Origin of the sequence: Streptomyces lusitanus (assembly GCF_042647945.1) — a bacterium.
Lineage (GTDB): Bacteria > Actinomycetota > Actinomycetes > Streptomycetales > Streptomycetaceae > Streptomyces > Streptomyces pseudogriseolus.
Genome location: NZ_JBHRWL010000020.1, coordinates 61,705 through 88,001 on the forward strand (window position 1 = coordinate 61,705; position 26,297 = coordinate 88,001).

Below are 26,297 nucleotides of genomic sequence, written 5' to 3' on the forward strand. Positions count from 1 at the left end.
GTCAGGCCCTGGGTCCTCCCGGCCGGTTTCAGCCGGCGGCGCGGGCGGCCATGCGCGCCTTGCGGGCGGCGAGCTTCTCGTCGAACTTGCGCGCCTCGGAGTCCAGTCCGCCGAGGAACATGCCGAGCTCCTCCTGCGCCTTGAGGCCCTCCGGGCCCAGCCCGTCGATCTCCATGATCTTCAGGAAGCGCAGCACCGGCTGGAGCACGTCGTCGTGGTGGATGCGCAGGTTGTACACCTCGCCGATGGCCATCTGCGCGGCCGCCCGCTCGAAGCCGGGGATGCTGTGGCCGGGCATGCGGAAGTTGACGACCACGTCGCGGACCGCCTGCATCGTCAGGTCCGGGGCCAGCTCGAACGCCGCCTTCAGCAGGTTCCGGTAGAACACCATGTGCAGGTTCTCGTCGGTCGCGATGCGGGCCAGCATACGGTCGCAGACCGGGTCGCCGGACTGGTGGCCGGTGTTGCGGTGCGAGATGCGGGTGGCCAGCTCCTGGAAGGCGACGTAGGCGACCGAGTGCAGCATCGAGTGCCGGTTGTCCGACTCGAAGCCCTCGCTCATGTGCGCCATGCGGAACTGCTCCAGCTTGTCCGGGTCCACGGCGCGCGAGGCGAGCAGGTAGTCGCGCATCACGATGCCGTGCCGGCCCTCCTCGGCGGTCCAGCGGTGCACCCAGGTGCCCCAGGCGCCGTCCCGGCCGAACAGCGAGGCGATCTCGTGGTGGTAGCTGGGGAGGTTGTCCTCCGTCAGCAGGTTCACCACGAGCGCGATGCGGCCGACCTCGGTGACCTTCGACTGCTCCTTGTCCCAGGCCTCGCCGTCCTCGAAGAGACCGGGGAAGTTGCGCCCGTCGCTCCACGGCACGTACTCGTGCGGCATCCAGTCCTTGGCGACCTTCAGATGCCGGTTGAGCTCCTTCTCGACCACTTCCTCCAGCGCGTACAGCAGCCGGGCGTCGGTCCAGACGGAAGGGCTGTCGATGTGGGCAGGAGTGAGTGTCACGGGTGGCTCCAGGGGGACGGGGACATGCGGACGTGCCGGCGAGCGGTGCCGGACAACCTACGGCATCGTAGGCTACGTACCCGTAGGTTACGTACCCGTAGGCTAAGGGCACCGTAAAAGCCCGCTGATCAGCACCGGTCCCCGGGGCGGACCGGCGGTCAGGCGTACAGGTCCCGCAACCGCACCGACAGACAGGTCACGCAGCCCTCGAGCTTCTCGAACTCGCCGATGTCCACCGGCACCGGCTCGTACCCCAGGTCCGCGAACAGCTCCGCCGTCTTCGGCGCGCTCGCCGCCATCAGCAGCTTGTCGCCGCCGAGGCACACCACGTGCGCCCCGGACGGCTCCGGCACCGGCAGGAACCGCGGGAACAGCGACGGGGCGTCCATGTGCGGGATGTGCCCGACGACCGTCCCGTCGGGCAGCGCCGTGACCGCCGACTTCAGATGCAGCACCTTGGCGACCGGCACGGCGACGACCCGCGCCCCGAGCGGCTCGAACGCGGCCCGCAGCTGCTGCACCCCGGCCGCGTTGGTGCGCCCGCCGCGGCCCACGTACACCGTGTCGCCGATCTTCAGGACGTCACCGCCGTCCAGCGTGCCCGGCTCCCACACCCAGTTCACCGAGCAGCCCAGGGACGCCACGGCCTCCTCGACCCCGAGGGTCTCCGCACGCCGGGACTCGGCGCCGGAGCGGGCGATCAGCGCCACGTTGCGGAACATCACCACCGTGTCCTCCACGAACACGGAGTCCGGGCAGTCGTCGGCCGGGGCCACCTCGACGGTCTCCCAGCCGTGCGCCCGCAGCGCCTCCGAGTACGCCTCCCACTGCCGCACGGCGAGGTCGACGTCCACCTCCTCCCGTTCGACGTGGGTCACCAGCCCTTCGGCGAGACAGGGCGCGGGACGGCGGACGAGGGCCTTCTTGCTGGGCACGGGTTCGCCTTTCGGATCGGACGTGCTGGTGGGCGGGGGCGTCTCGGCCCGCGCGGGGCCGGCCGCGGCCCCGGCGCAGCCATCATGCAACCCGCCGCCGTACGGGACCACCCCGGGTCACGTCGGGATGTACCCCGGGCGTCCCGGTTCAGCCCACGGCCCGCCGCAGATGCTCCCCGGTGAACGACCCCGGCGCGTTCAGCAGCTCGGCCGGGGTGCCCTCGAACAGCACCCGGCCGCCGTCCCGCCCGCCGCCAGGACCCAGGTCGATCACCCGGTCCGCGTGCGCCACCACCGCCAGGTTGTGCTCGACCACGACCACCGTGTTGCCCGCGTCGACCAGCCGGTCCAGCAGGGCGAGCAGACCGTCCACGTCCGCCATGTGCAGCCCGGTCGTCGGCTCGTCCAGCACGAACACCGCGCCGTCCCGGTGCAGCCGGGTGGCCAGCTTCAGCCGCTGCCGCTCCCCGCCGGACAGGGTGGACAGCGGCTGGCCCAGCGTGAGGTAGGTGAGGCCGACGTCCCGCAGGGCGCGCAGCCGCCGCCGTACGCCCGGGTCGTCGAAGAAGTCCAAAGCCTCGCCGGCGGTCATCTCCAGCACGTCGGCGACCGAGCGCCCGCCGACGGTCAGCCGCAGCACCTCCTCGCCGAACCGGCGCCCCTCGCAGTCCGGGCAGGTGGTGGTCACCGGGTCCATGAACGCCAGGTCCGTGTAGAGGATGCCCCGCCCGCCGCAGGTCTCGCAGGCGCCGGTGGAGTTGAAGCTGAACAGCCCCGGCTCCGCGCCCGTCTCCCGCGCGAAGATCTTCCGCACGGTGTCCATGACCCCGAGGTACGTCGCCGGGGTGGACCGTCCGGAGATGCCGATGGCCGACTGGTCGACCACCACGGCCTCGGGGTGCGCGCCGGTGAACTCGGCGACCAGCGTGCTCTTCCCGGACCCGGCCACCCCGGTCACCGCGGTCAGCACCCCGGCCGGGAAGCACACGGTGACGTCCCGCAGGTTGTGCCGGTCCGCGCCCTTCACCCACAACTCGCCGGCCGGCCGGCGTACGTGCGTCTTCACCTCGGTACGCCGGCCGAGACAGCGTCCCGTCAGGGTGCCGGAGGCGGCCAGCTCCCGCGGCGTGCCCTCGAAGACGACCGTGCCGCCCTCGGCGCCCCCGCCGGGACCCATGTCGACGACGTGGTCGGCCAGCGCGATGACGTCCGGGTCGTGTTCGACGACCAGCACGGTGTTGCCCTTGTCCCGCAGCCTCAGCAGGAGTTCGCCCAGCCGGTGCACGTCGCGCGGGTGCAGCCCGACGCTCGGCTCGTCGAAGACGTATGTCATCCCGGACAGGCTGGAGCCCAGATGCCGTACGGTCTTCAGCCGCTGGCCCTCGCCGCCGGAGAGCGTGGACGTCTCCCGGTCGAGGGAGAGATAGCCGAGGCCGATGCGGTCGATCCGCTCCAGCGCGGCGACGGCCGCCGCGGCGACCGGCCCGGCCACCGGGTCGTCGATCTCCCGCAGCACCGGGATCAGGTCGCACACCTGCATCGCCGACAGGTCGGCGATGTTCCTGCCGTCGATCAGGGAGGCCAGCGCCGCCCGGTTCAGCCGGGCGCCGCCGCAGTCGGGGCAGACGCCCTCGGTGAGGAAGTCCCGCACCAGGTCACGGGTCTTCTGGCTCATCCCCTCCAGGTCCCGCTTCATATACAGCCGTTCGAACCGGTCGGCCAGCCCCTCGTAGTCCGTGGTCCAGGTGCCGCCCGAGCCCTGCACGGTGACCTTGCTGCCGGGCCGCCCCCGCATCAGGAACTTTCGCTCGGCGGGCGTGAAGTCGCGCACCGGCTTGTGCGGGTCGAGGTCCTCGCTGTTGGTGTACGCCTGCCCCTGCCAGGTGCCCGGCGCGAACGGCGGGAACCGGACCGCCCCCTCGGCCAGGGAGCGGTCCGGGTCGAGGATGCGGTCCCAGTCCGGCCGCACGGTCCGGCCCAGTCCGTCACAGCCGGGACACATGCCCGACGGGTCGTTGAACGAGTACGCGGTCGCCGGGCCCGCGCTCGGGACGCCGTGCCGGGAGAACAGCACCCGCAGCACCGAGTGCACGTCCGTCATCGTGCCCACCGTCGACCGGGAGTGGCCGCCGACCGGCCGCTGGTCGACGACGATCACCGGCGTCAGGTGCTCCAGCGCCCGCGCGTGCGGCCGCTCGTACTTGGGCAGCCGGTTGCGCACGAACCAGGTGTACGTCTCGTTCAGCTGCCGCTGCGACTCGACCGCGATCGTGTCGAAGACGACCGACGACTTGCCCGATCCCGAGACGCCGGTGAACACGGTCAGCCGGCCCTTCGGGATGCGGAGCGAGACGTCCTTGAGGTTGTTCTCGGTGGCCCCGGTGATGGTGATGAAGGCGTCGTGCTGGGTCATGCCGCCGACGCTAGGCGGAATACCCGACAGCTTCCGGCGTGATTTCCTTCAGCTCTCCTCCCTCCATCATCAGCCAGCGGGTGATGCCGATCGACTCCAGGAACGGCAGGTCGTGACTGGCCACCACCAGCGCCCCCTCGAACGACTCCAGCGCCGTGGTGAGCTGGCGGACGCTCGCCATGTCGAGGTTGTTCGTCGGCTCGTCCAGCATCAGCAGCTGCGGCGCGGGCTCCGCCAGCATCAGCGCCGCCAGGGTCGCCCGGAACCGCTCGCCGCCGGACAGCGTGGCCGCCCGCTGGTCGGCGCGGGCGCCCCGGAACAGGAAGCGGGCAAGCCGCGCCCGGATCCGGTTGTTGGTGGCGCCCGGCGCGAACCGCGCCACGTTCTCCGCCACCGTCAGCTCCGGGTCGAGGACGTCCAGCCGCTGCGGCAGGAACCGCAGCGGGACGTGCGCCGTCGCCTCGCCCGACACCGGGGGCAGCTCCCCGGCGATCGTACGCAGCAGCGTCGTCTTCCCGGCGCCGTTGCGCCCGATCAGCGCCACCCGCTCCGGGCCGCGCAGGTCGAGGCTCTTCACCCGGGCGCCGTACGCCGGCTCCAGGTCCATCAGGGTGAGGACCTGCCGCCCCGGCGGCACGGCGGTGAACGGCAGGTCGACGCGGATCTCGTCGTCGTCCCGCACCGCCTCCACCGCGTCGTCGAGCCGCTCCTTGGCCTCGGCGAGCTTCTCCTCGTGCATGATGCGGTGCTTGCCGGCGGACTCCTGCGCCGCCCGCTTGCGCGCACCCATGACGATCTTCGGCTCACGCTTCTGATCCCACATCTTCTGGCCGTACCGCTTGCGGCGGGCCAGTTTGACCTGCGCGTCGGCCAGTTCGCGCTTCTGCTTGCGCAGATCGGCCTCGGCGACGCGCACCATGCGCTCCGCCGCCTCCTGCTCCACGGCCAGGGCCTCCTCGTACGCGGTGAAGTTGCCGCCGTACCAGGTGATCCCGCCCGGGCGCAGGTCGGCGATCTGGTCGACCAGGTCGAGCAGTTCCCGGTCGTGGCTCACCACGATCAGGACGCCCGGCCAGCTCTCGACGGCCGCGTACAGCCGTCTGCGGGCGAACAGGTCGAGGTTGTTGGTGGGTTCGTCGAGCAGCAGCACGTCGGGACGGCTCAGCAGCAGCGCGGCCAGCCGCAGCATGACCGACTCGCCGCCGGACACCTCGCCGACGGTGCGGTCCAGGCCGATGTGGCCGAGGCCGAGCTCGCCGAGCGTGACCAGGGCGCGCTCCTCGACGTCCCAGTCGTCGCCGACGGTCTCGAAGTGCTCCTCCGCCACGTCGCCCGCCTCGATCGCGTGCAGCGCGGCGCGCTTGGCCGCGATGCCGAGGGCCTCGTCGACCCGCAGCGCGGTGTCCAGCGTGACGGTCTGCGGCAGCCGGCCCACCTCGCCGGACACCTTGACGGAGCCCTCCGTGGGGGTGAGCTCGCCGGCGATCAGCTTGAGCAGGGTCGACTTGCCCGAGCCGTTGACGCCGACGAGGCCGGTGCGGCCGGGACCGAAGGCGGCGTCGAGGTCTTCGAAGACGGCCGTGCCGTCGGGCCAGGTGAAGGACAGGGAGTGACAGGTGAGAGAAGCTGACATGCGGGCCTCCGCGGTTGCATGGGGCGATCAGGGGCACACGCGTATCGAGACACCGCGGGACGACGACCGGCAGCCGGGGAGGAGATCCGTGGCATGAGAAAAGCCCTGTTGCGGAGGGACCGCAAGGACGGCTCGAACGCCGAGGTCGCACGCAGCGCACACACCTGACCGGTGTGAGGCGGTGTCTCAGAACCTCAGACGAGCAACGTCCTTCTCCCATCGACGGCAACAGAACCGCCCTCGACAGTACGCGCGGCCGCCCCGGCCGTCAACGCGATTTCCGGACATCGTGGACCCCGTGTCCCCGCACCGAGGAGGCCTCGTGCCCAACGGCCCGCTCTCCCTGCCGGCCCGCCTGTGCCTGCTGGCCTGGGACCTCGACCCCACCCGGGCCGCCCCCGTGGTGCGGGCCGGCGCCCTGGCCGATCTCGCGCGGCGCGGCCTGCTGGTCGACGACGACGGCATCGTGACCCCGCGCGACCTCGACTCCCGCACCGGCGACCCGGCCCTGGACGGGCTGCTGGAGCTGGTCGGCGAGTCCTTCCCGCACGGCTGGCGCACCTGGGTGACGCTGCACGCCCGCTACACGCTGGACGCGGTCCGCGAGCACCTGGTCGCCGAGGGCGTGCTGCGGGCCGAGAAGCACCGGGTGCTCGGCGTGTTCCCGTCGGTCGACCACGTCCTGGCCGACACGGCCCGCGCGGACGCCCTGCGGCTCGAGGCCCGCCGCGTCCTCTCCGGCGCCGCCGCCCCCGGTGACGTCTCCGACACGACCGCGACGGCCCTCACCCTCGCCGCAGCCGCCGACCTCCCCCTCCCGGCCTCCGGCACACCCCCCACCCCGCAGGCATCCCCCGCCTTCATGACGATCCTCCACGAACTGGAGACGGCCCTGCGCGACACGGCGCCGGCGGGCTCGGCACCGAGGGCGCGCTGAGGCGCCGGCACGCATGTCCGACGGCCGCCCGGGTGCATCCCGGGCGGCCCGCTTGCCTGGCGGCAGCGGTTGATCAGTCGGCCGCGCCGGGGTCAGGGGGGAGACCGTCGTCCAGGACGATGCGGATGGTCGTGCCCTGCCCGGTGACGTCGGCGAGCCCGGAGGCGATGCGGAGGTAGACGGCCTGGGCCAGCGGCCAGTCGCCGCCCAGCGCGGCAGCGGTCGAGCGTGTGTTCCACAGTTCGATCAACAGGGCGATGAGGGAGCGTCCGGACAGGACGGTGCGGACCCGGCCCGCCTTGGAGTCCTCCACGAACGGCGGGATGCGGAAGTGGTCGTGGCCGGCGGTTCGGGTGAGGAGCCACTCCCAGGTGTCGAGATGAGCGATCAGTTCCGCCGAGGCCACGCCGGCGGCCTTCAGCAGGAGCACGCCGTGGGCGACTTCCGGGTCCTCGGCGGCGGCGGACGGCTGACATGCGGGGTGGTCGGCGCTTCCTTCGGCCCGGTAGGCGGCCTCGATGGCCGTCTTGAGGGCGAGTTCCGGCTCCCCGTCACCGGAAGCGGGCTGCGGCTCGTTCGTGCTGTTCTCCACGGTTCCCCCCTGGGTGATGTCGTCCGGTGTCACGGCCGGCGCCGGTGCGGGCTCGCCGGAGCTGTGGTGGGTCTCCGCACCGTGCTCCGGCGGAGACGCGGTCGGCGTCTCGCCCGCCGCTCGCGCCTGCATGAGAGGTCGAAGGATTTCGACCAGGTCCAGCAGTTGCCGTAGCTCGCCCCGGGTGTCGTTCAGGTCGCCGATCATCCGGTCCTGACGGCGGCGTACCTCCCGGTTCTCCTCACGCAGCGGGAGCACGCCCCACTCGATCTTCTCGACGATCTTCTGCTGGCTCTGCTCGAGCTGACCGCGCAGTGCGGTCAGCTCCGCCGTCCGATCGCCGAGGCGTTCCAACTCCCCTCTGATCGACTTCAGTTCCCTCATCGCGTCGCCGAAGGAATCTCTCCACCCCACGTGACCCCCTGGTTACTCAGAGCTGCGACCGCTCGCAAATCTCCCCACTATGGGTGCGTATGACGCGACGGTTTTCAGTCGTCCGCAGGCACGCCGGCGATCGGCAGGCAACACGAAGGCCAGGCACCCCGCGTCACCCGGGGTGCCTGGCCTTCGTGTTGTGGGTCTACGCGTCCCGCATCAGTTCCGCGAGGTCGTGGTCGAGGTCGAGGTGGAGGTGTTCGAGGCCGGCCGGGACCAGTTCGCTCGTGGCTTCCAGGAAGCGGCGCAGCTCGCCGGAGCGGACGTGGACCACGGCCGTGCCCTCCGGGGCGTGGAATTCCAGCACCGTGCGGTCGTAGCCGTACGGGCGCACCCGGACGTCGCCGTCGCCCTCCGGGGCCTCCATGCCCGCGGCGAGCAGGTCACGGGCGAACGTCCAGCACACGTCGACGCCTTCGAGCGTGGCGGGCGCGGGGAAGGTCATGCGGACGGCGAAGGGGTCGCCGCCGTCGTAGTGCAGCGTGGCGGGGATGTCGGCCATCCGCGGCGCTGCTGCGACCAGGCGGGCCTCTACTGACTGCTCGATGACGGTGGACAACGCCTTGCTCCCTCGTGACGGCTGGGCTGGCTTCCGGGCGGTTCGTGTCGGTCGGCTACTGGAAGAGACGCTGGAATCGGCCATTCCGTGCGCATGGAGAGCGAGTGACCTCTGTCACCGCCTTCATGCACCCGAGTGACACGTCTCTCCTCCCGTCCCGCACGGGCCACTTGGGGCGGCCACCGCCGGCGGGCGCTCTGGACGGCGTCCCGCCGGTGGGCTAGCTTCGCCCGCCATGAGGCGCTGGGGAAGCACGCGACGGACGGGACCGACGGGACGTGAGGGGCGGCGCCTGCGACGGGTGACCGTGGCGGTCGCCTGTGCCGCGGCACTCGCCGCGCTCACCGCCGTACCCGCCCAGGCACACGGGCCGCAGGGGCCGGAGGGCAAGCAGCGTGCCCCGCACTGGGCGGTGAAGGACACCGGCGCTCCCGACGTGCGGTTCCGCGGACTGGCCGCCGTCAGCCGGGACACCGCTTGGGTGGCCGGAACCCTCGGCACCGTGCTGCGCACCACCGACGGCGGACGGACCTGGCGTGACGTCTCGCCTCCCGGCGCGGGGGAGTTGCAGTTCCGGGACGTCGAGGCGTTCGACGCGCGGCGGGCCGTGGTGCTGGCCATCGGCGAGGGCGAGGACTCCCGCGTCTACCGCACCGACGACGGCGGAACCACCTGGACCGAGACCTTCCGCAATCCGGACGCCCGCGCCTTCTACGACTGCCTCACCTTCTTCGACCCCCGCCACGGACTCGCCATGAGCGACCCCGTGGACGGGAAGTTCCGCATCCTGTCGACCGGTGACGGCGGCCGCTCCTGGACGGTGCTCCCCGACGCCGGCATGCCCCCGGCGCTGGAGGGCGAGGCCGGCTTCGCCGCGAGCGGTCAGTGCCTGGTGTCGTCCGGGCCCCGGGACGTCTGGCTGGCCACCGGGGGAGCGGCCCGCGCCCGCGTGCTGCACTCCGCCGACCGCGGCCGCACCTGGACGGTCACCGACACCACGATCCCGGCCGGCGACCCGGCGCGCGGCGTCTTCGCCCTCGCCTTCCGGGACCGCCACCACGGTCTCGCCGTCGGCGGCGACTTCACCCCCGGCCTGCCCTCGCCCGACGCCGCCGCGCGCACCACGGACGGCGGCCGGACCTGGCGCCCCTCCGCCGGCGCCCCGCCCGCCTACCGCTCCGGCGTCGCCTGGCTCCCGCACAGCCGTACCGCCGCCCTCGCCGTCGGCCCCACCGGCACCGACCTGACCACCGACGGCGGCCGCACCTGGCGCACCGTCGGCACCGGGTCGTACGACACCGTCGACTGCGCACCCGACCGGGGCTGCTGGGCGGCGGGGGAGAAGGGCAGGGTCGCCCGACTGGAGCAGTGACGCGGGCCGCCTGCCCTACATCCCGCCGACCGGGGTACCCGACCGCCGTACGCGACCGAGCGCTCGCCGAGCGCGAGAGAACGCGAGAGAAAGTGAGCGGACATGCCACGCGGTTCCAGCCCGAAGCGGGAGCGTCAGTACGAGCACATCAAGGAGAGCGCGGAGGACCGGGGCGAGAGCACCGGGCGCGCCAAGGAGATCGCCGCCCGGACGGTGAACAAGGAGCGCGCCCGGTCCGGCGAGTCCAAGACCGCCAGCCGGACGTCGACGCAGGACATGTCCTCCGGCAAGCGCGGCGGCCAGCGGTCCGGCAAGGGTCCCCAGGGTCCGACCCGCGACCAGCTCTACGAAGAGGCCAAGAAGCGGAACATCGAGGGCCGTTCGAGCATGAACAAGGGCCAGCTGAAGCGGGCGCTCGGCAAGTGAACGGCCGCGCTTCCGCGCGGGGCGGCGGGCCGGGAGGCCCCCTCCGCGCGGAGCGCCCCGCCCCGTAGGCTCGGGGCACCATGACGACCGTACGCACACCGGCCGGCTGGCCCGGCACCGAGGAAGAGGCCCGCGCGGTCCAGGACGCGCTCCGCGCGCGGGTCGTGCTGGACGAACCCGGGCCGCCGCCCGGCACCGGCCACGTCACCGGCGTCGACGTGGCCTACGACGACGAGCGGGACGTGGTCGCCGCCGCGGCCGTCGTGCTGGACGCGGCCACCCTGCACGTCGTCGCCGAGTCCACGGCCGTCGGCCGGATCTCCTTCCCGTACGTGCCCGGGCTGCTGGCCTTCCGCGAGATCCCCACCGTGCTGGCCGCCCTCGAGGCGCTGCCCCGCGAACCCGGGCTGGTGGTGTGCGACGGCTACGGCCTCGCCCACCCGCGCCGCTTCGGCCTCGCCAGCCACCTCGGCGTTCTCACCGGACTTCCCACCGTTGGCGTCGCCAAGAACCCCTTCACCTTCACCTACGACGAGCCCGCCGCCCCGCGCGGCAGCGCTTCCCCGCTGCTCGCCGGCCGTGAGGAGGTCGGCCGCGCGCTGCGCACCCGCGAGGGCGTCAAACCCGTGTTCGTGTCGGTGGGCCACCGGGTGAGCCTGGACAACGCCTGCGCCCACACGCTCGCCCTGGCCCCCGCCTACCGCCTCCCCGAGACCACCCGCCGCGCCGACGCCCTGTGCCGCCGCGCGCTCCGCGAGGCGGCACAGGCACTCACGGCGGACTGAGTACGCGTACGGATGTCCGAACTCCCGGCCGAAGGCAGGGTGTTCGACATGCCGACACACCGCACCGCCCGCCTCCCGCGCACCGCCGTACGCACTCCTGTACGCCCCACCGGCCGAGCCGTCACGCTGGGCCTCGCCCTGGCCGTACTGGCGGGCCTGGGCTGGGTGGCGGGCATGATCTACACGCTGATCGCCTGGCCGCTCTGAGCTCGTCGCACGCGGCGCACGGTGTCGCACGCGGCGTATGCGGCGAGCTCGCCGCCGTGGGACGGCCGTCAGCGGACCGCCGCCACCCGGAACCGGATGCCCGCCTCCCGCAGGCGGGCGATCAGGGCGTCGCCCATCGCCACCGCCGTCGTGACCTGGCCCGAGGTCGCGGGAAGGTCGTCGAGGGCCAGGCACAGCGCGCTCTCGGCGAGCATCTTCGCCGTCTCGTCGTAGCCGGGGTCGCCGCCCGACACCTCCGTGTAGACCCGGCGGCCGCCGCCCTCACCGACGAAGCGGACCGAGAACCAGCTGCGTGCCCGCTTCTCCGGGCTCGGGCCGTCGCCGGGCTTGAGGCGGGCCGACAGGGCGCGGCGCAGCGGCGGGACCTGCGCCGCCGCGAACAGCGTGCCGACCGCGGCCACCCCGCCCAGGGCGACCGGCAGGCTGCGCACCGCCGCGTGGTGGCGGTAGCGGAAGTCCGGGCCGTAGCGGGCCAGCGCCTTCGCCGAGCGGCGCACGATCTGGCTGTCGATCGTCGGCAGGGGCAGCGCCCAGGCGTCGACCTCCGGCGCGTAGCGCGGCACGCCCGTCGGGGCGGAGGCGCGGCGTCCCACCAGGCGGGGCTCGTGGCGCCGGCGGTCCCGTGCGGCGGCCCGCAGCTTGCCCGGCCGGGCGAACTGGTTCAGCGCCGAGGCGAACGTGCCGCCCGAGAAGGCCGCGTCGGCGGTGACGTACCCGTCGACCGTCAGCGGCACGTCCTCCGGCAGCTGCCGCACCGTGAAGTACGCGCCCAGGTCGTGCGGGACCGAGTCGAAGCCGCAGGCGTGCACCAGCCGGGCCCCGGTCTCCCGCGCGCGGGCGTCGTGGCGGACGTACATCAGGTCCACGAACTCCGGCTCACCCGTCAGGTCGACGTAGTCCGCCCCGGTGTCGGCGCAGGCGGCGACGAGTTCCTCGCCGTACTCCACGTAGGGCCCCACCGTGGTGGCGACCACCCGCGCCTGCTCGGCGAGGGCGCGCAGGGTGGCCGGCTCGGACACGTCCGCCCGCAGCACGCCCGCCTTCTCGCCGCCGGGCAGCCGCTCCCGCAGCTCCTCCAGCTTGCGCTCGCTGCGTCCCGCGACCGCCCAGCGCAGGCCCTCCGGCGCATGGGCGGCCAGATACTCCGCGGTCAGCGTCCCGGCGAAACCGGTCGCTCCGAAGAGCACGATGTCGTACGGACGGTCCGTCCTGCTCAGCCTGCTCATGACACCCCTTGGTCGTGCAGCCGCGCCGCTGTCGGTGGCCGAGGCTAGCGTGAGGGGTGCGGAGCCCGACGACGAGCCCGGAGGAAAGCGATGTCCGTGCCACGGAACGCCCTGAGGAAGTGGGAGAAAGTGCGCGACTGGGCGCTGAGCCTGCCGGGCGCCGTCGAGGAGCACCCCTGGGGCGAGTCGGTCGCCAAGGTCGACCGGAAGGTGTTCGTCTTCCTCGGCGTCGACGACGGAAGTCACCCGCTCGGGGTCACGGTGAAGCTGACGGACGAGACGGCGCACGCGCACGCCCTCGCCTGCCCGGACGCCGAACCGGCCGGGTACGGCCTGGGCAAGGCCGGCTGGGTCCACGTCCCGCTGGAGCCCACCGGCGCCCCGGCGGCGGAGCTGCTGTGCGACTGGGTGGAGGAGAGCTACCGCACGGTCGCCACGAAACGCCGCGCGGCGGAACTGGACGGACGACCGTCCCAGCGGGCAACGAACTGAGACGCGGGTGCGTACCCCCCTCCAGGGGCGCGGGGAACTGCGCGCTAAACCCCCCACGACCCGCACGCGCGTACCCGGCCCGAGTGGCATCCCCTCCAGGGGCGCGGGGAACTGCGCGAGCAACCCCCACGACCCGCACGCGCGTACCCGGCCCGAGTGGCATCCCCTCCAGGGGCGCGGGGAACTGCGCGTGCAACCCCGCACGACCCGCACGCGCGTACCCGGCCCGAGTGGCACCCCCGTCCAGGGGCGCGGGGAACTGCGCGAGCAACCCCCACGACCCGCACGCGCGCACCCGGCCCGAGTGGCACCCCCTCCAGGGGCGCGGGGAACTGCGCGCTCAGCCACACACAACCCGCGCAAGCGAACCGGCCCGCGCCCCCGGCCGCGTCCACCTCAACCGCACCCCGCCCGCGCCTCAGGCGCCCAGGAGGCCCCGGAGGCCCGGGAGCCCCCTCCCGGTTACAGTTACCAAGCGCTTGCTCGCCCGCCCTTGTGTCCACTGCCCACTGTTCCTAACATCGCAAGTGTTACACCAGAACTGTCACAGTCGATGGGGGCCCGATGACGGAGGCGACGGCGCCGCACGACGGCCCGCTCACCGGCGTACGCGTGGTCGAGCTGGCCGGCATCGGCCCCGGCCCGTTCGCGGCCATGCTCCTCGGCGACCTGGGCGCCGACGTCGTGCGCGTCGACCGCCCCGGCGGCCCCGGACTCGGCATCGACCCCGCCCGCGACGTCACCAACCGCAACAAACGCTCCGTGGTCGTCGACCTCAAGACCCCCGAAGGGGCGGCCCGCGTCCTCGACCTCGCCGAGCGCGCCGACATTCTCGTCGAGGGCTACCGCCCCGGCGTCGCCGAGCGGCTCGGCGTCGGTCCCGAGGACTGCCGGGCCCGTAACCCGCGTCTGGTGTACGGCCGGATGACCGGCTGGGGCCAGACCGGCCCGCTCGCCGACCGCGCCGGACACGACATCGGCTACATCGCCGTCACCGGCGCCCTCGGCATGACCGGCGAGCCGGGCAGGCCCCCGGTCGCCCCCGCCAACCTCCTCGGCGACTACGCCGGCGGCTCCCTGTACCTGGTGGTGGGCGTCCTCGCCGCCCTCCACCACGCGCGCGCCACCGGCGCCGGACAGGTCGTCGACGCCGCCATCGTGGACGGCACCGCCCACCTCACCGCGATGATCCACGGCATGCTCGCCGCCGGCGCCTGGCAGGACCGCCGCGGCGCCAACCTCCTCGACGGCGGCTGCCCCTACTACGGCACCTACGAGACCGCCGACGGCGGGCACATGGCCGTCGGCGCCCTGGAGCCGCGGTTCTACGCCGAGTTCCTGCGCCTGCTGGATCTCACCGGCCTCGAAGAGGCGCACGCCGACGTCACCCGCTGGCCCGAACTGCGCACCCGGGTCGCCGAGCGGTTCGCCTCCCGCACCCGCGACGAGTGGACCGCCGTCTTCGAGGGCACCGACGCGTGCGTGGCGCCGGTGCTGTCGCTGCGCGAGGCCCCGCACCACCCGCACCTCGCCGCCCGCTCCACCTTCACCGACCACTCGGGCATCACTCAACCCGCCCCCGCGCCGCGCTTCTCCGTGACGCCCGCCACCGTCCGCACCGGGCCCGCCCGGCCGGGCGCCGACACCGAGGACGTGGCCCGCGACTGGGGCGTACCCGGCCTGGTGTCCCCGCCCTCGAACCCTTGAGCGAAAGGCCTCCTCGTGAGCACCGAAGCGTATGTGTACGACGCGATCCGCACCCCGCGCGGGCGCGGCAAGGCGAACGGCGCCCTGCACGGCACCAAGCCCATCGACCTGGTCGTCGGGCTCATCCACGAGATCCGCGCCCGCTTCCCCGGGCTCGACCCGGCCGCCGTCGACGACATCGTGCTCGGCGTCGTCGGCCCGGTGGGCGACCAGGGCTCCGACATCGCGCGCATTGCCGCCATCGCCGCCGGTCTGCCCGACACGGTGGCCGGCGTCCAGGAGAACCGCTTCTGCGCCTCCGGTCTGGAAGCGGTCAACATGGCCGCGATGAAGGTCCGTTCGGGCTGGGAGGACCTGGTCCTCGCGGGCGGCGTGGAGTCCATGTCCCGCGTCCCGATGGCCTCGGACGGCGGCGCCTGGTTCAACGACCCGATGACCAACCTCGAGGTCAACTTCGTGCCCCAGGGCATCGGCGCCGACCTCATCGCCACCATCGAGGGCTTCTCCCGCCGCGACGTCGACGAGTACGCCGCCCTCTCCCAGGAGCGCGCCGCCACCGCCTGGAAGGAGAACCGCTTCGAGCGGTCCGTCGTCCCGGTGAAGGACCGCGCCGGCCTCGTCGTCCTCGACCACGACGAGCACCTGCGCCCCGGCACCACCGCCGACTCCCTCGGAAAGCTCAAGCCGTCCTTCGCGGACATCGGCGAGCTCGGCGGCTTCGACGCCGTCGCCCTCCAGCAGTACCACTGGGTGGAGAAGATCGACCACGTCCACCACGCGGGCAACTCCTCCGGCATCGTCGACGGCGCCGCCCTCGTCGCGATCGGCTCCAAGGAGGTCGGCGAGCGGTACGGCCTCACCCCGCGCGCCCGGATCGTCTCCGCCGCGGTCTCCGGCTCCGAGCCGACCATCATGCTCACCGGCCCCGCGCCCGCCACCCGCAAGGCGCTCGCCAAGGCCGGGCTGACCATCGACGACATCGACCTCGTGGAGATCAACGAGGCCTTCGCCGCCGTCGTGCTGCGGTTCGCGAAGGACATGGGCCTGCCGCTGGACAAGGTCAACGTCAACGGCGGCGCCATCGCGCTCGGCCACCCGCTCGGCGCCACCGGCGCGATGATCCTCGGCACGCTGATCGACGAACTGGAGCGCCAGGACAAGCGCTACGGGCTCGCCACGCTCTGCGTGGGCGGCGGCATGGGCATCGCCACCATCGTCGAGCGCATCTGACCCCCTCCCGACGGATCACCTGGAGCACACCCTCATGAGCAGCGAGTCCACCACCATCCGCTGGGAGCAGGACGACACCGGCGTCGTCACCCTCGTCCTCGACGACCCGAACCAGTCCGCCAACACCGTCAACAAGGCGTTCCGCGACTCCCTCGCCGCGACCGTCGACCGCCTGGAGGCCGAGCAGGACTCCATCCGCGGCGTCGTCGTCACCTCCGCCAAGAAGACCTTCTTCGCCGGCGGCGACCTGCGCGACCTGATCCGGGTCACCCCCGACACCGCCCAGGAGCTGTTCGACGGCGGCATGGCCTTCAAGCGCCGGCTGCGCCGCCTGGAGACCCTCGGCAAGCCGGTCGTCGCCGCGCTCAACGGCGCGGCCCTCGGCGGCGGCTACGAGATCGCCCTCGCCTGCCACCACCGCATCGCCCTGGACGCCCCCGGCTCCAAGATCGGCTGCCCCGAGGTCACCCTCGGCCTGCTGCCCGGAGGCGGCGGCGTCGTCCGCACCGTGCGCCTGCTCGGCATCACCGACGCGCTGCTGAAGGTGCTCCTCCAGGGCACCCAGTACAGCCCGCGCCGCGCCCTGGAGAACGGCCTCGTCGACGACGTCGCCGGGACGCGAGAGGAGATGCTCGCCAAGGCCCGCGCCTGGATCGACGCCCACCCCGAGTCCGCGCAGCCCTGGGACCGCCCCGGGTACCGCATCCCCGGCGGCACCCCCTCGCACCCCAAGTTCGCCGCCAACCTGCCCGCCTTCCCGGCCAACCTGCGCAAGCAGACCGGCGGCGCGCCCTACCCGGCCCCGCGCGCCATCATGGCCGCCGCCGTCGAGGGCGCCCAGGTCGACTTCGACACCGCCCAGGTCATCGAGGCCCGCTACTTCGTGGAGCTGGCCGCGGGACAGACGTCGAAGAACATGATCCAGGCGTTCTTCTTCGACCTCCAGGCGGTCAACTCCGGCGCCGGCCGCCCCAAGGACGTCCCCGCCCGCAAGGTCACCAAGGCCGCCGTCCTCGGCGCCGGCATGATGGGCGCGGGCATCGCCTACTCCTGCGCCCGCGCCGGCATCGACGTCGTCCTCAAGGACGTCTCCCTGGAGGCCGCGCTCAAGGGCAAGGGCTACTCCGAGAAGCTGTGCGCGAAGGCGGTCGCCAAGGGCCGCACCACCCAGGACAAGGCCGACGCGCTCCTCGCGCGGATCACGCCCACCGCCGAGGTCGCCGACCTCGCCGGCTGCGACGCGGTGATCGAGGCCGTCTTCGAGGACACCTCCCTCAAGCACAAGGTCTTCCAGGAGGTGCAGCACGTCGTCGCTCCCGACGCGCTGCTGTGCTCCAACACCTCCACCCTGCCCATCACCGCCCTCGCCGAGGGCGTCGAGCGGCAGGAGGACTTCATCGGGCTGCACTTCTTCTCGCCCGTCGACAAGATGCCGCTGGTCGAGATCATCAAGGGCGGGCGGACCGGCGAGGAGGCCCTCGCCCGCGCCTTCGACCTGGTCCGCCAGATCAACAAGACCCCGATCGTGGTCAACGACTCCCGCGGCTTCTTCACCTCCCGGGTCATCGGCCACTTCATCAACGAGGGCGTGGCGATGGTCGGCGAGGGCATCGAGCCCGCGTCGGTCGAGCAGGCGGCGGCCCAGGCGGGCTACCCGGCCAAGGTGCTCTCCCTGATGGACGAGCTCACCCTCACCCTGCCGCGGAAGATCCGCCGCGAGACGCGGCAGGCCGTCGAGGAGGCGGGCGGCACCTGGACCCCGCACCCGGCCGAGGCGGTCGTGGACCGCATGGTCGACGAGTTCGGCCGCGAGGGCCGCGCCGCGGGCGCCGGCTTCTACGACTACGACGAGAACGGCAGGCGCGGCCTGCTGTGGCCGGGGCTGCGCGAGCACTTCACCAACGGGCACACCATCCCGTTCCGCGACATGCAGGAGCGGATGCTGTTCGCAGAGGCGCTGGACACCGTCCGGCTCCTCGAGGAGGGCGTGCTCACCTCCGTCGCCGACGCCAACATCGGCTCCATCCTCGGCATCGGCTTCCCCGGCTGGACCGGCGGCGTCCTCCAGTACATCAACGGCTACGACGGCGGCGCCGGGGGAGGGGTCGGCCTGCCCGGCTTCGTCGCCCGCGCCCGCGAGCTGGCCGAGCGCTACGGCGAGCGGTTCACCCCGCCCGCCCTGCTCGTGGAGAAGGCGGAGAAGGGCGAGATCTTCACCGACGCCCGCTGACCCGTCCTCACCTACGTCGGCCGATCTCACGGGAAGGGCTCGGCGAGGGGCGCCTCAGCCGTCCTCGTCGAGCCATTCCCGCAGCTCCTCCTTCAGCGACCGCTGGAACGTGGTGAGCAGCGCCTGCACCACCAGCGGATGCATCCGGGCGGACAGGGACCGCACATCCCGCGCGTCCTTGTCCGCCACCGCGTCGCGCAGCAGCCGCGACAGCTCCCGGGCCGCCGCGCGTGAGTGCTCGGTGAGGACCGCGCGGGCGGCCAGCACCGACTCGTGCGACAGCGGCACGTCCAGCAGCTCCACCCCGAGCCGCAGCAGCCCCGCGTCCACCCGGAAGAGCTCCTCGTCCGCGTCGCCGGCCCGCTCCACGACGTCCATCGCCGCGAGCCGCCTCAGCTCCTCCGCGCCCAGCGCGCGCCCCGCCCGCCGCTCCAGCTCCGCGCGCGACACCGTCTCCACCGTGCCCGGCGCCCAGGACGCGACCACGGCACGCTGCACCGCCAGGTCCCGCACGCTCAGGTCCGGCGGGAGCTGCGCCAGATAGCGCTCGATCGCGGCCAGCGTCATGCCCCGGCTCTGCAGTTCCTCGATCAGTTCGAGGCGGGCCAGGTGCTCCCTGCCGTAGCGGCCGACGCGCCGGGGACCGAGCACCGGGGGCGGCAGCAGGCCCTTCGTGCCGTAGAAGCGGACCGTGCGCACGGTGACCCCGGCCCGGGCCGCCAGCTCGTCGATCGTCAGGGCCTCGGTCTCGGTCGTCATGTGCAGCAGTATCGCTGTCCCACCGCCGCTGTGACACCTGTGCTGTCAATCCGGCCCTCGGGGCGAGCGAGTGTGTGAGGAGACCCACGGTGTGACGCAGACCATCGCATACGCACCCGCACATCAGGAAAGGTGCCCCGTCGGTCCGTGCCGTGATCACATCGCGCCGGCCGGAAGCATTTCGGACAGCCGGGCGCGATCCGCCCGGGCGCACCAGAAAGTGGAACCACCCGTGAGCAAGGACGCCGTCACCACGGCAACGGCCGCACCCCCCACCGCGGCCGCGACGCCCGCGGACGCGGGCGACGCCGGTTACAGCAAGGACCTCAAGGCCCGCCACGTCAACATGATCGCCATCGGCGGCGCGATCGGCACAGGACTCTTCCTGGGCGCCGGAGGACGCCTGCGCGACGCGGGCCCCGCCCTGGCGCTGGCCTACCTGGTCTGCGGCGTCTTCGCCTTCTTCGTCGTCCGCGCCCTGGGCGAGCTGGTCCTGTACCGCCCGTCGTCCGGCTCCTTCGTGTCGTACGCGCGTGAGTTCCTCGGCGAGAAGGGCGCGTACGTCGCCGGCTGGATGTACTTCCTGAACTGGTCGACCACCGGCATCGCCGACATCACCGCGATCGCCCTCTACACGCACTACTGGAGCGCGTTCACCGACATCCCGCAGTGGGTGCTGGCGCTGGTCGCCCTGGCGGTCGTGCTGGCGGTGAACCTGATCTCCGTGAAGATCTTCGGCGAGATGGAGTTCTGGTTCGCGATCGTCAAGGTCGCCACCCTCGTCGCCTTCATGCTGATCGGCGTCTTCCTGCTCGCCACCCGGCACGAGGTGGGCGGCGGCACCCCCGGCCTGAACATGATCACCGACAACGGCGGCATCCTTCCGCACGGCGTGCTGCCCGTCGTCCTCGTCATGCAGGGCGTGATCTTCGCGTACGCGGCCCTGGAGCTCGTCGGCGTCGCCGCGGGCGAGACCGCCGAGCCGGAGAAGGTCGTCCCGCGCGCGGTGAACTCCATCATGTGGCGCGTCGGCCTCTTCTACGTCGGCTCCGTCGTCCTGCTCGCGCTGCTGCTGCCCGGCTCGATGTACTCGGCGGGGGAGAGTCCCTTCGTCACCGTGCTGTCGAAGATCGGCGTCCCGGCCGCCGGCGACGTGATGAACCTCGTCGTCCTCACGGCCGCCATGTCGTCCCTGAACTCCGGCCTGTACTCCACCGGCCGCATCCTGCGCTCGATGGCCATGGCGGGCTCCGCGCCGAAGTTCACCGCCCGCATGAACCGCAGCCAGGTCCCCTACGGCGGCATCCTGCTGACCTGCGCGGTGTGCGTGCTCGGTGTCGGCCTCAACTTCCTCGTGCCGGCCCAGGCCTTCGAGATCGTGCTGAACGTCGCCTCGCTCGGCATCATCAGCACCTGGGTGATCATCATGATCTGCCACCTGGTGTTCGTCCGCCGCGCCCGCGCCGGCCTCGTCACCCGGCCGTCGTTCCGGCTGCCCGGCAGCCCCGTCACCGAGATCGCGACCGTCGTCTTCCTGCTGTCCGTCCTCGTGCTGATGTGGAACGACCCGGAGGTGGGCCGCAAGACGCTGCTGCTCGTCCCGGTGATCGCCGCGATGCTGGTCGGCGGCTGGTACGGCGGCGTCCGCCGCAAGGTGGCCGCCGGGCGGTGATCGCCGGGGCGCTGTCGGTGGCTGCCGGTACGGTGCCGTCATGTCCTCGATCACGTACCTGCGAGGTGACGCCACCGTCCCGTCGGTGAAGGGCGTCAAGATCGTCGCCCATGTGTGCAACGACATCGGCGGATGGGGCAAGGGCTTCGTCCTCGCCCTGTCCCGCCGCTGGCCCGAGCCGGAGGCGGCGTACCGCGCCTGGCACCGCGACCGCGCCGCGGGCGACTTCGGCCTGGGCGCGGTCCAGCTCGTCCAGGTCGAGCGGTACGTGTGGGTGGCCAACATGATCGGCCAGCGCGGCGTCCGCACCGGCAGCAAGGGCGTCCCGGTCCGCTACGAGGCGATCGACACGGCACTGGACCGCCTCGCCGGGCACGCCCGGAAGCTCGGCGCGTCGGTCCACATGCCCCGTATCGGCTGCGGCCTCGCCGGCGGCACGTGGTCCCGCGTCGAGCCGCTCGTCGAGGAACGCCTGGTCCGGCGGGGCATATCCGTCACGGTGTACGACCACGACTGACGCCCCCGGGACCCCACGGACCGTCAGGCGCCCTCTTCTGCACCGGAGTTCACCGGGGTACCGTCCCGCGCATGCCGATACGCACGCGCCCCACGACCTGGAGAACGCTCGCGACGGCGGCCACCGCCGCCCTGACGGCCACCCTGCTCACCCCCGCCGCGGCGGACGCCGCTCCGCCGAAGACCCCACCGGTCCACTCCTACGCCGACGCCATCCGCGAGGCCGTCTGGGTGGACACCGGCCTCGACGAGGACCGCGACGGACGCACCGACCGGGTCGCCGTCGACATCGTCCGGCCCCGCGAGGCCGCCCGCGCGGGCCGCAAGGTCCCCGTGATCATGGACGCCAGCCCGTACTACTCCTGCTGCGGGCGGGGCAACGAGAGCCAGACCAAGACCTACGACGGACACGGCGACATCGTGCGGATGCCGCTGTTCTACGACAACTGGTTCGTGCCGCGCGGCTACGCCGTCGTCGGCGTCGACCTCGCCGGCACCAGCCGCTCCGACGGCTGCGTCGACGTCGGAGGCCGCTCCGACATCCAGTCCGCGAAAGCCGTCGTCGACTGGCTGAACGGCCGCGGCAAGGCCTATACCAGCCGCACCGGCACCGAACGGGCCAGGGCCGACTGGACCGACGGCAGCACCGGCATGATCGGCAAAAGCTGGGACGGCACCATCGCCAACGGCGTCGCCGCCACCGGCGTCGAGGGCCTGAGGACCATCGTCCCGATCGCCGCCATCTCCACCTGGTACGACTACTACTTCTCCCAGGGCGCCCCGCTCTACGACTCCGGCCCCGACCGGCTCGCCGGTTACGTCCAGACGCCCGAGGCCCGCGAGCACTGCACGGACGTCGCCCGCGAGCTCGTCGACGGCGCCCCGCGCACCGGCGACCGCACCCCGCTGTGGACCGAACGCGACTACGTCCGCGCCGCGAAGAAGGTCCGCGCCAGCGTCTTCCTGGTGCACGGCACGCAGGACCTCAACGTGCGCATGCGGCACGTCGGCCCCTGGTGGGACGCCCTTGGCAGGAACGGCGTGCGGCGCAAGATCTGGCTGTCGCAGACCGGCCACGTCGACCCCTTCGACTTCCGCCGCGCGGAGTGGGTGCGCACCCTGACCCGCTGGTTCGACCACGAACTCAAGGGCGTCGACAACGGCGTCGACCGTGAGCCCGTGGCCGACATCGAGCGCGCCCCCGACCAGTGGGTCACCTCCACCGCCTGGCCCCCGCGCGGCACCCGCGCCGTCACCCTGCGCCCCGCCCGCGGCGTCCAGGACGGCGTCGGCGCGCTCGGCCTGCGCCCCGGCCGGGGCACCGCGGCCTTCACCGACGACCCCGCGCTCAGCGAGACCGACTGGGCCGCCCGGATCGACACCCCGACCCCGGAGAAGGCGGGCTTCGTCACCCGCCCGCTCACCCGCGACCTGCGCCTGGCCGGCTCCTCCCGGGTCACCGTCACCGTCACCCCCAGCGCCCCCACGGCCCACCTGTCCGCCGTCCTGGTCGACCTCGGCCCCGACACCATCCGCGACTACGCCGACGCCGGGGAAGGCATCGTCACCCTGCCCGAGCGCACCTGCTGGGGACCGAGCACCGAGGGCGACAGCTCCTGCTACCGGGAGACCCGCGCGACAACCGCCGACGTCGGCCACACCGTCGTCAGCCGCGGCTGGGCCGACCTCGGCGAACACGCCGGCACCGGCCGGGGCGAACCACTGGTCCCCGGCAGGCGCTACACCCTCACCGTCGACCTGGCCGCCACCGACCACGTCGTCCCCCGCGGCCACTGGCTCGCGCTGATCGTCGCCGGCACCGACCGCGGCCTGATCGACCCGCCGGCCGACACCCCGACGCTCACCCTCGACCTGGCCCGCACCACCGCCCGGGTCCCGTTCCTCGGCGGCGCCGCCGCGTTCGCCCGCGCCACCTCCGGGCCGCCCGTCACGGCGCCGCACACCGCACCGGACGGCGTCCGCCCGCCCGCCAACGCCCACCGAGTCCCGGGGGACACCCGATGAGACGACGCGCCACGCTCCTCACCGCCACCGCCCTCACGAGCCTCGCCGCCACCCTCGTCACCGCCCCCGCCGCCGGGGCGCACGACACCGCCGTCCCGCCGCGCACCGGTTTCGAGCTCAGCCACGGCGCCCGCTGGACCACCCAGCCCGAGGAACAGCGCCTCCTGGACACCGTCGACCGCGCGAGCGGCCGTGTCCACGTCACCCGTATCGGGACGACCGCGCAAGGCCGCCCGCTCCGACTCGTCCGCATCGGCGCGGACCGGACGCCCCACAAGGTCCTCCTGGTGTGCAGCCAGCACGGGAACGAACCCTCCGGCCGGGAGGCGTGCCTCACCACGATCCGCGACCTGGCGTACGCCGAGGACCGGGAGACAAGGCGCTTCCTGGACCGCACCACGGTGCTCGTCGTCCCCACCGCCAACCCCGACGGGCGGGCCGCCGACACCCGGGGCAACAGCGACGGCGTCGACATCAACCGCGACCACGTCGCCCTGCGCACCGCCGAGGGCCGCGCGCTGGCCGCCGTGATCCGCGACGAGCGGCCCGACGTCATCTACGACCTGCACGAGTACGGCGCCACCCCGCCGTACTACGACAAGGACCTGTTCGACCTGTGGCCGCGCAACCTCAACACCCACCCCGCCGTCCACGACACCGCCCGCTCCCTGTCCGAGGACCACGTCCGTCCCGCCGCCGGCGCCTCCGGGTACTCCACCGGCACCTACGGCATCTGGACCGACCCGGTCACCGGCGACCCGGTCCGGCAGACCGCCGGCGACGGCCAGGAACGCATCCTGCGCAACCTGTCCGGCGTCAAGCACGCCGTCGGCCTGCTCATCGAGAGCCGCGTCGACCCGCTCACCGACGAGGAGAAGGCCGACGAGGCGCTCAACAACCGGCGCAGGGTCCACTCCCACCTCGCCGCGCTGAACGGCCTGATCCGTTTCTCCTCGGACCGGCACGCGCGGGTCGAGGCGGTCACCGCCCGGGCCCGCGCCGCCGGGTACGCGGACCGCGGCCCGGTGTACCTCGGCGGCGCCGACAACGACCCGCCCGAGCCCTCCGAGGTGCTCGCCGACCCGCCCTGCGGTTACCGCCTCACCGCAGGTCAGTACGCGGACGTGGGCGACGAGCTGGCCCTGCACGGCGTACGTGTCGCACGGCACGGCGACAAGGTGTTCGTACCGCTGCGGCAGCCGCTGCGGGCGCTCGTCCCGCTGCTCCTGGACGGCCGCGCCACGTATCACCTGGCCGTAGGCGAGGCGGTCCCGTCCTGTCGATGAGGTGAATTTCGCGCCATCGGTGGTAAGGGCCTATCGGGAGGAGGGCTCTCCACCCGAAGGCTCGGACGAAAGGTTCCGCCTGTGACGCAGGACCATCGAAGCGACAAGGACCCCACGGCAGGCCCGCTGCCCGGCTCCGAGGCGGGCCTGCCCGGCCGGGACAGGCCCCGCACCGACTGGGTGGTGTTCGGCGTCACCGCCGTGCTCACGCTGGCCTTCGTCCTGTGGGGAGCCGTCTGGACGGACTCGCTGGAGGATGCCTCCGCCGACCTGCTCGGCGGACTGATGCACAACGGCGGCTGGGGCTTCATCCTGGCCGCCTCCGGCTTCGTCGTCTTCGCCCTGTGGCTGGCCGCCAGCCGCTACGGCCGCATCACGCTCGGCGTCGAGGGCGAGGAGCCGGAGTTCCGCACGGTGTCCTGGATCGCCATGATGTTCAGCGCCGGCATGGGCATCGGCCTGATGTTCTGGGGCGTGAGCGAGCCGCTCGCACACTTCGACACCCCGCCGCCCGGCACCAGCCCGCAGGACTCCGGCGACCGGATGTCGACGGCCATGGCCACCACGCTGTTCCACTGGACGCTGCACCCGTGGGCCATTTACGCCGTGGTCGGCCTCGCCATCGCCTACAGCACCTTCCGGCGCCGCCGCCGGCAGACCGTCAGCGCCGTGTTCACCCCTCTCATCGGGGAGAAGCACGCCAACGGCGCCGCCGGCCGCGTCATCGACGTCCTCGCCATCATCGCGACCGTCTTCGGCTCGGCGGCCTCCCTCGGCCTCGGCGCGCTGCAGATCGGCTCCGGCATCGAGAAGCTCAACTGGCTGGAGAAGGCCGGCACCGGCCTGCTGGTCTCCATCATCGCCGTGCTGACCGTGGCGTTCGTGGCGTCCGCGGTGTCCGGCGTGGAGAAGGGCATCCAGTGGCTGTCCAACACCAACATGGTGCTGGCGGTGGTCCTCGCCGTGTTCGTGTTCGTCGCCGGCCCCACCGTCCTCGTCCTGGACCTGCTGCCGACCTCGGTCTTCGCCTACCTCGGCGACCTGCCGGAGATGGCCGGCCGCACCGACATCAGCGGCGGCGAGGGCGTCGCCGACTGGCTGGGCAGCTGGACCGTCTTCTACTGGGCGTGGTGGATCTCCTGGACGCCGTTCGTCGGTATGTTCATCGCCCGCATCAGCCGCGGCCGGACCATCCGTCAGTTCATCGGCGGCGTCATCCTGGTGCCCAGCGCGGTCAGCCTGGTCTGGTTCGCCGTCTTCGGCGGCTCGGCGATGCGCCTGCAGGAGCAGAACCGTCTCGGCGACGAGACCACCCCCGAGGGCCGGCTGTTCGCCGTGCTCCAGGAGTTCCCCGTCGCCACAGCCACCAGCCTGCTGGTGATGGTGCTCGTGGGCATCTTCTTCGTCTCGGGCGCCGACGCGGCCTCCGTCGTGATGGGCACCCTCTCGCAGAAGGGCTCCCTCGAACCCAGCCGCTGGGCGGTGGTGTTCTGGGGCGTGGTGACCGGGGCCGTGGCGGCCATCATGCTGATGGTCGGCAGCGGCCAGGGCGACGCCCTGACCGGTCTGCAGAACCTCACCATCCTCGCCGCGGCGCCGTTCGTCGTCGTCATGATCTTCATGTGCGTGGCGCTCATGCGCGACCTGCGCCACGACCCGCTCGTCGTCCGCGACAAGATGGGCAGCGAGGCGGTCGAACTCGCGGTCATCGAGGGCCACAAGAAGTACGACGGCGAGTTCGAGCTGCGCGTCGGACCCGGCCGCGGCCCGGACACCGAGGGCGACCCCATCGGCAAGCACTGACCCGCGCGGGGCATGCCGTGACGCGGGGCGGGC

The 26,297-nt window shown here is 72.8% G+C and carries 22 protein-coding genes; 14 read left to right on the plus strand and 8 right to left on the minus strand.

Annotated elements, in window-relative coordinates:
• Window positions 1-28 precede the first annotated feature (28 nt).
• The 4 genes from ACFOSY_RS27280 to ACFOSY_RS27295 all read right to left on the minus strand — a co-directional run bounded on the left by ACFOSY_RS27280 (window position 29) and on the right by ACFOSY_RS27295 (window position 5,984).
• Window positions 29-1,003, minus strand: a complete 975-nt coding sequence (locus tag ACFOSY_RS27280; protein WP_394311638.1) for an acyl-ACP desaturase — start codon at window positions 1,001-1,003, stop codon at window positions 29-31.
• 158 nt (window positions 1,004-1,161) lie between these two features.
• Window positions 1,162-1,938 (minus strand): dimethylargininase, encoded by a 777-nt coding sequence (gene ddaH, locus ACFOSY_RS27285; protein ID WP_394311641.1) that lies wholly within the window; start codon window positions 1,936-1,938, stop codon window positions 1,162-1,164.
• Between the two features lie 148 nt (window positions 1,939-2,086).
• Entirely contained in the window at window positions 2,087-4,351 is a 2,265-nt protein-coding gene (locus ACFOSY_RS27290) for an ATP-binding cassette domain-containing protein (RefSeq protein WP_394311643.1), read from the minus strand.
• A gap of 10 nt (window positions 4,352-4,361) precedes the next feature.
• Complete coding sequence (locus tag ACFOSY_RS27295) at window positions 4,362-5,984, minus strand: ABC-F family ATP-binding cassette domain-containing protein (RefSeq protein WP_394311646.1); 1,623 nt, start codon at window positions 5,982-5,984, stop codon at window positions 4,362-4,364.
• A gap of 322 nt (window positions 5,985-6,306) precedes the next feature.
• On the opposite strand from ACFOSY_RS27295, the gene ACFOSY_RS27300 reads away from it, so the two are divergent.
• On the plus strand, window positions 6,307-6,921 hold the full coding sequence (locus ACFOSY_RS27300; protein WP_394311649.1) for a GOLPH3/VPS74 family protein: 615 nt from the start codon (window positions 6,307-6,309) through the stop codon (window positions 6,919-6,921).
• Between the two features lie 73 nt (window positions 6,922-6,994).
• Here ACFOSY_RS27300 and ACFOSY_RS27305 read toward each other — a convergent pair whose 3' ends face one another.
• Both ACFOSY_RS27305 and ACFOSY_RS27310 read right to left on the minus strand, forming a co-directional pair.
• Window positions 6,995-7,897: a hypothetical protein gene (locus ACFOSY_RS27305; protein ID WP_394311651.1), complete on the minus strand. Its 903-nt coding sequence runs from the start codon at window positions 7,895-7,897 to the stop codon at window positions 6,995-6,997.
• A 196-nt stretch (window positions 7,898-8,093) separates the two neighbouring features.
• Window positions 8,094-8,507, minus strand: coding sequence for an SsgA family sporulation/cell division regulator (locus ACFOSY_RS27310; protein ID WP_394311653.1), 414 nt, complete (start codon window positions 8,505-8,507; stop codon window positions 8,094-8,096).
• A gap of 301 nt (window positions 8,508-8,808) precedes the next feature.
• On the opposite strand from ACFOSY_RS27310, the gene ACFOSY_RS27315 reads away from it, so the two are divergent.
• The 4 genes from ACFOSY_RS27315 (at window position 8,809) to mmpA (ending at window position 11,297) form a co-directional block, all read left to right on the plus strand.
• The gene (locus tag ACFOSY_RS27315; protein ID WP_394311654.1) at window positions 8,809-9,879 is read left to right on the plus strand and encodes a WD40/YVTN/BNR-like repeat-containing protein; all 1,071 of its coding nucleotides are present in this window, start codon (window positions 8,809-8,811) and stop codon (window positions 9,877-9,879) included.
• Between the two features lie 102 nt (window positions 9,880-9,981).
• Complete coding sequence (locus ACFOSY_RS27320; RefSeq protein ID WP_394311656.1) at window positions 9,982-10,305, plus strand: plasmid stabilization protein; 324 nt, start codon at window positions 9,982-9,984, stop codon at window positions 10,303-10,305.
• Between the two features lie 80 nt (window positions 10,306-10,385).
• Window positions 10,386-11,090, plus strand: coding sequence for an endonuclease V (locus ACFOSY_RS27325; RefSeq protein ID WP_394311658.1), 705 nt, complete (start codon window positions 10,386-10,388; stop codon window positions 11,088-11,090).
• A gap of 48 nt (window positions 11,091-11,138) precedes the next feature.
• The gene (mmpA, locus tag ACFOSY_RS27330; RefSeq protein WP_394311660.1) at window positions 11,139-11,297 is read left to right on the plus strand and encodes a morphogenic membrane protein MmpA; all 159 of its coding nucleotides are present in this window, start codon (window positions 11,139-11,141) and stop codon (window positions 11,295-11,297) included.
• 68 nt (window positions 11,298-11,365) lie between these two features.
• Here the strand turns inward: mmpA and ACFOSY_RS27335 are convergent, their stop codons facing one another.
• Entirely contained in the window at window positions 11,366-12,544 is a 1,179-nt protein-coding gene (locus tag ACFOSY_RS27335; protein ID WP_394311662.1) for a saccharopine dehydrogenase family protein, read from the minus strand.
• A 90-nt stretch (window positions 12,545-12,634) separates the two neighbouring features.
• On the opposite strand from ACFOSY_RS27335, the gene ACFOSY_RS27340 reads away from it, so the two are divergent.
• The 4 genes from ACFOSY_RS27340 to ACFOSY_RS27355 all read left to right on the plus strand — a co-directional run bounded on the left by ACFOSY_RS27340 (window position 12,635) and on the right by ACFOSY_RS27355 (window position 18,203).
• On the plus strand, window positions 12,635-13,036 hold the full coding sequence (locus ACFOSY_RS27340; RefSeq protein WP_394311664.1) for an MmcQ/YjbR family DNA-binding protein: 402 nt from the start codon (window positions 12,635-12,637) through the stop codon (window positions 13,034-13,036).
• Between the two features lie 564 nt (window positions 13,037-13,600).
• Entirely contained in the window at window positions 13,601-14,743 is a 1,143-nt protein-coding gene (locus ACFOSY_RS27345) for a CaiB/BaiF CoA transferase family protein (protein WP_394311667.1), read from the plus strand.
• Window positions 14,744-14,758: 15 nt separating this feature from the next.
• A complete protein-coding gene (locus ACFOSY_RS27350) occupies window positions 14,759-15,973 on the plus strand; it encodes an acetyl-CoA C-acetyltransferase (protein WP_394311669.1) in 1,215 nt (404 codons plus the stop codon).
• 34 nt (window positions 15,974-16,007) lie between these two features.
• Window positions 16,008-18,203 carry a 3-hydroxyacyl-CoA dehydrogenase NAD-binding domain-containing protein gene (locus ACFOSY_RS27355; RefSeq protein WP_394311671.1) on the plus strand — a complete coding sequence of 732 codons (2,196 nt, stop codon included), beginning with the start codon at window positions 16,008-16,010 and terminating at the stop codon, window positions 18,201-18,203.
• 54 nt (window positions 18,204-18,257) lie between these two features.
• Here ACFOSY_RS27355 and ACFOSY_RS27360 read toward each other — a convergent pair whose 3' ends face one another.
• Window positions 18,258-18,962: a MerR family transcriptional regulator gene (locus tag ACFOSY_RS27360; RefSeq protein WP_394311673.1), complete on the minus strand. Its 705-nt coding sequence runs from the start codon at window positions 18,960-18,962 to the stop codon at window positions 18,258-18,260.
• Window positions 18,963-19,194: 232 nt separating this feature from the next.
• Here ACFOSY_RS27360 and ACFOSY_RS27365 point away from each other — a divergent pair, with 232 nt between their 5' ends.
• The 5 genes from ACFOSY_RS27365 (at window position 19,195) to ACFOSY_RS27385 (ending at window position 26,264) form a co-directional block, all read left to right on the plus strand.
• Window positions 19,195-20,634 carry an amino acid permease gene (locus ACFOSY_RS27365; RefSeq protein ID WP_394311675.1) on the plus strand — a complete coding sequence of 480 codons (1,440 nt, stop codon included), beginning with the start codon at window positions 19,195-19,197 and terminating at the stop codon, window positions 20,632-20,634.
• Window positions 20,635-20,674: 40 nt separating this feature from the next.
• The gene (locus ACFOSY_RS27370; RefSeq protein WP_394311677.1) at window positions 20,675-21,151 is read left to right on the plus strand and encodes a macro domain-containing protein; all 477 of its coding nucleotides are present in this window, start codon (window positions 20,675-20,677) and stop codon (window positions 21,149-21,151) included.
• A 71-nt stretch (window positions 21,152-21,222) separates the two neighbouring features.
• On the plus strand, window positions 21,223-23,175 hold the full coding sequence (locus ACFOSY_RS27375; RefSeq protein ID WP_394311679.1) for a Xaa-Pro dipeptidyl-peptidase: 1,953 nt from the start codon (window positions 21,223-21,225) through the stop codon (window positions 23,173-23,175).
• Window positions 23,172-24,461 (plus strand): M14 family metallopeptidase, encoded by a 1,290-nt coding sequence (locus ACFOSY_RS27380; protein WP_394311681.1) that lies wholly within the window; start codon window positions 23,172-23,174, stop codon window positions 24,459-24,461. Before ACFOSY_RS27375 ends, ACFOSY_RS27380 begins: the two co-directional genes overlap by 4 nt.
• Before the next feature lie 81 nt (window positions 24,462-24,542).
• Window positions 24,543-26,264: a BCCT family transporter gene (locus ACFOSY_RS27385; protein WP_394311683.1), complete on the plus strand. Its 1,722-nt coding sequence runs from the start codon at window positions 24,543-24,545 to the stop codon at window positions 26,262-26,264.
• Window positions 26,265-26,297 lie beyond the last annotated feature (33 nt).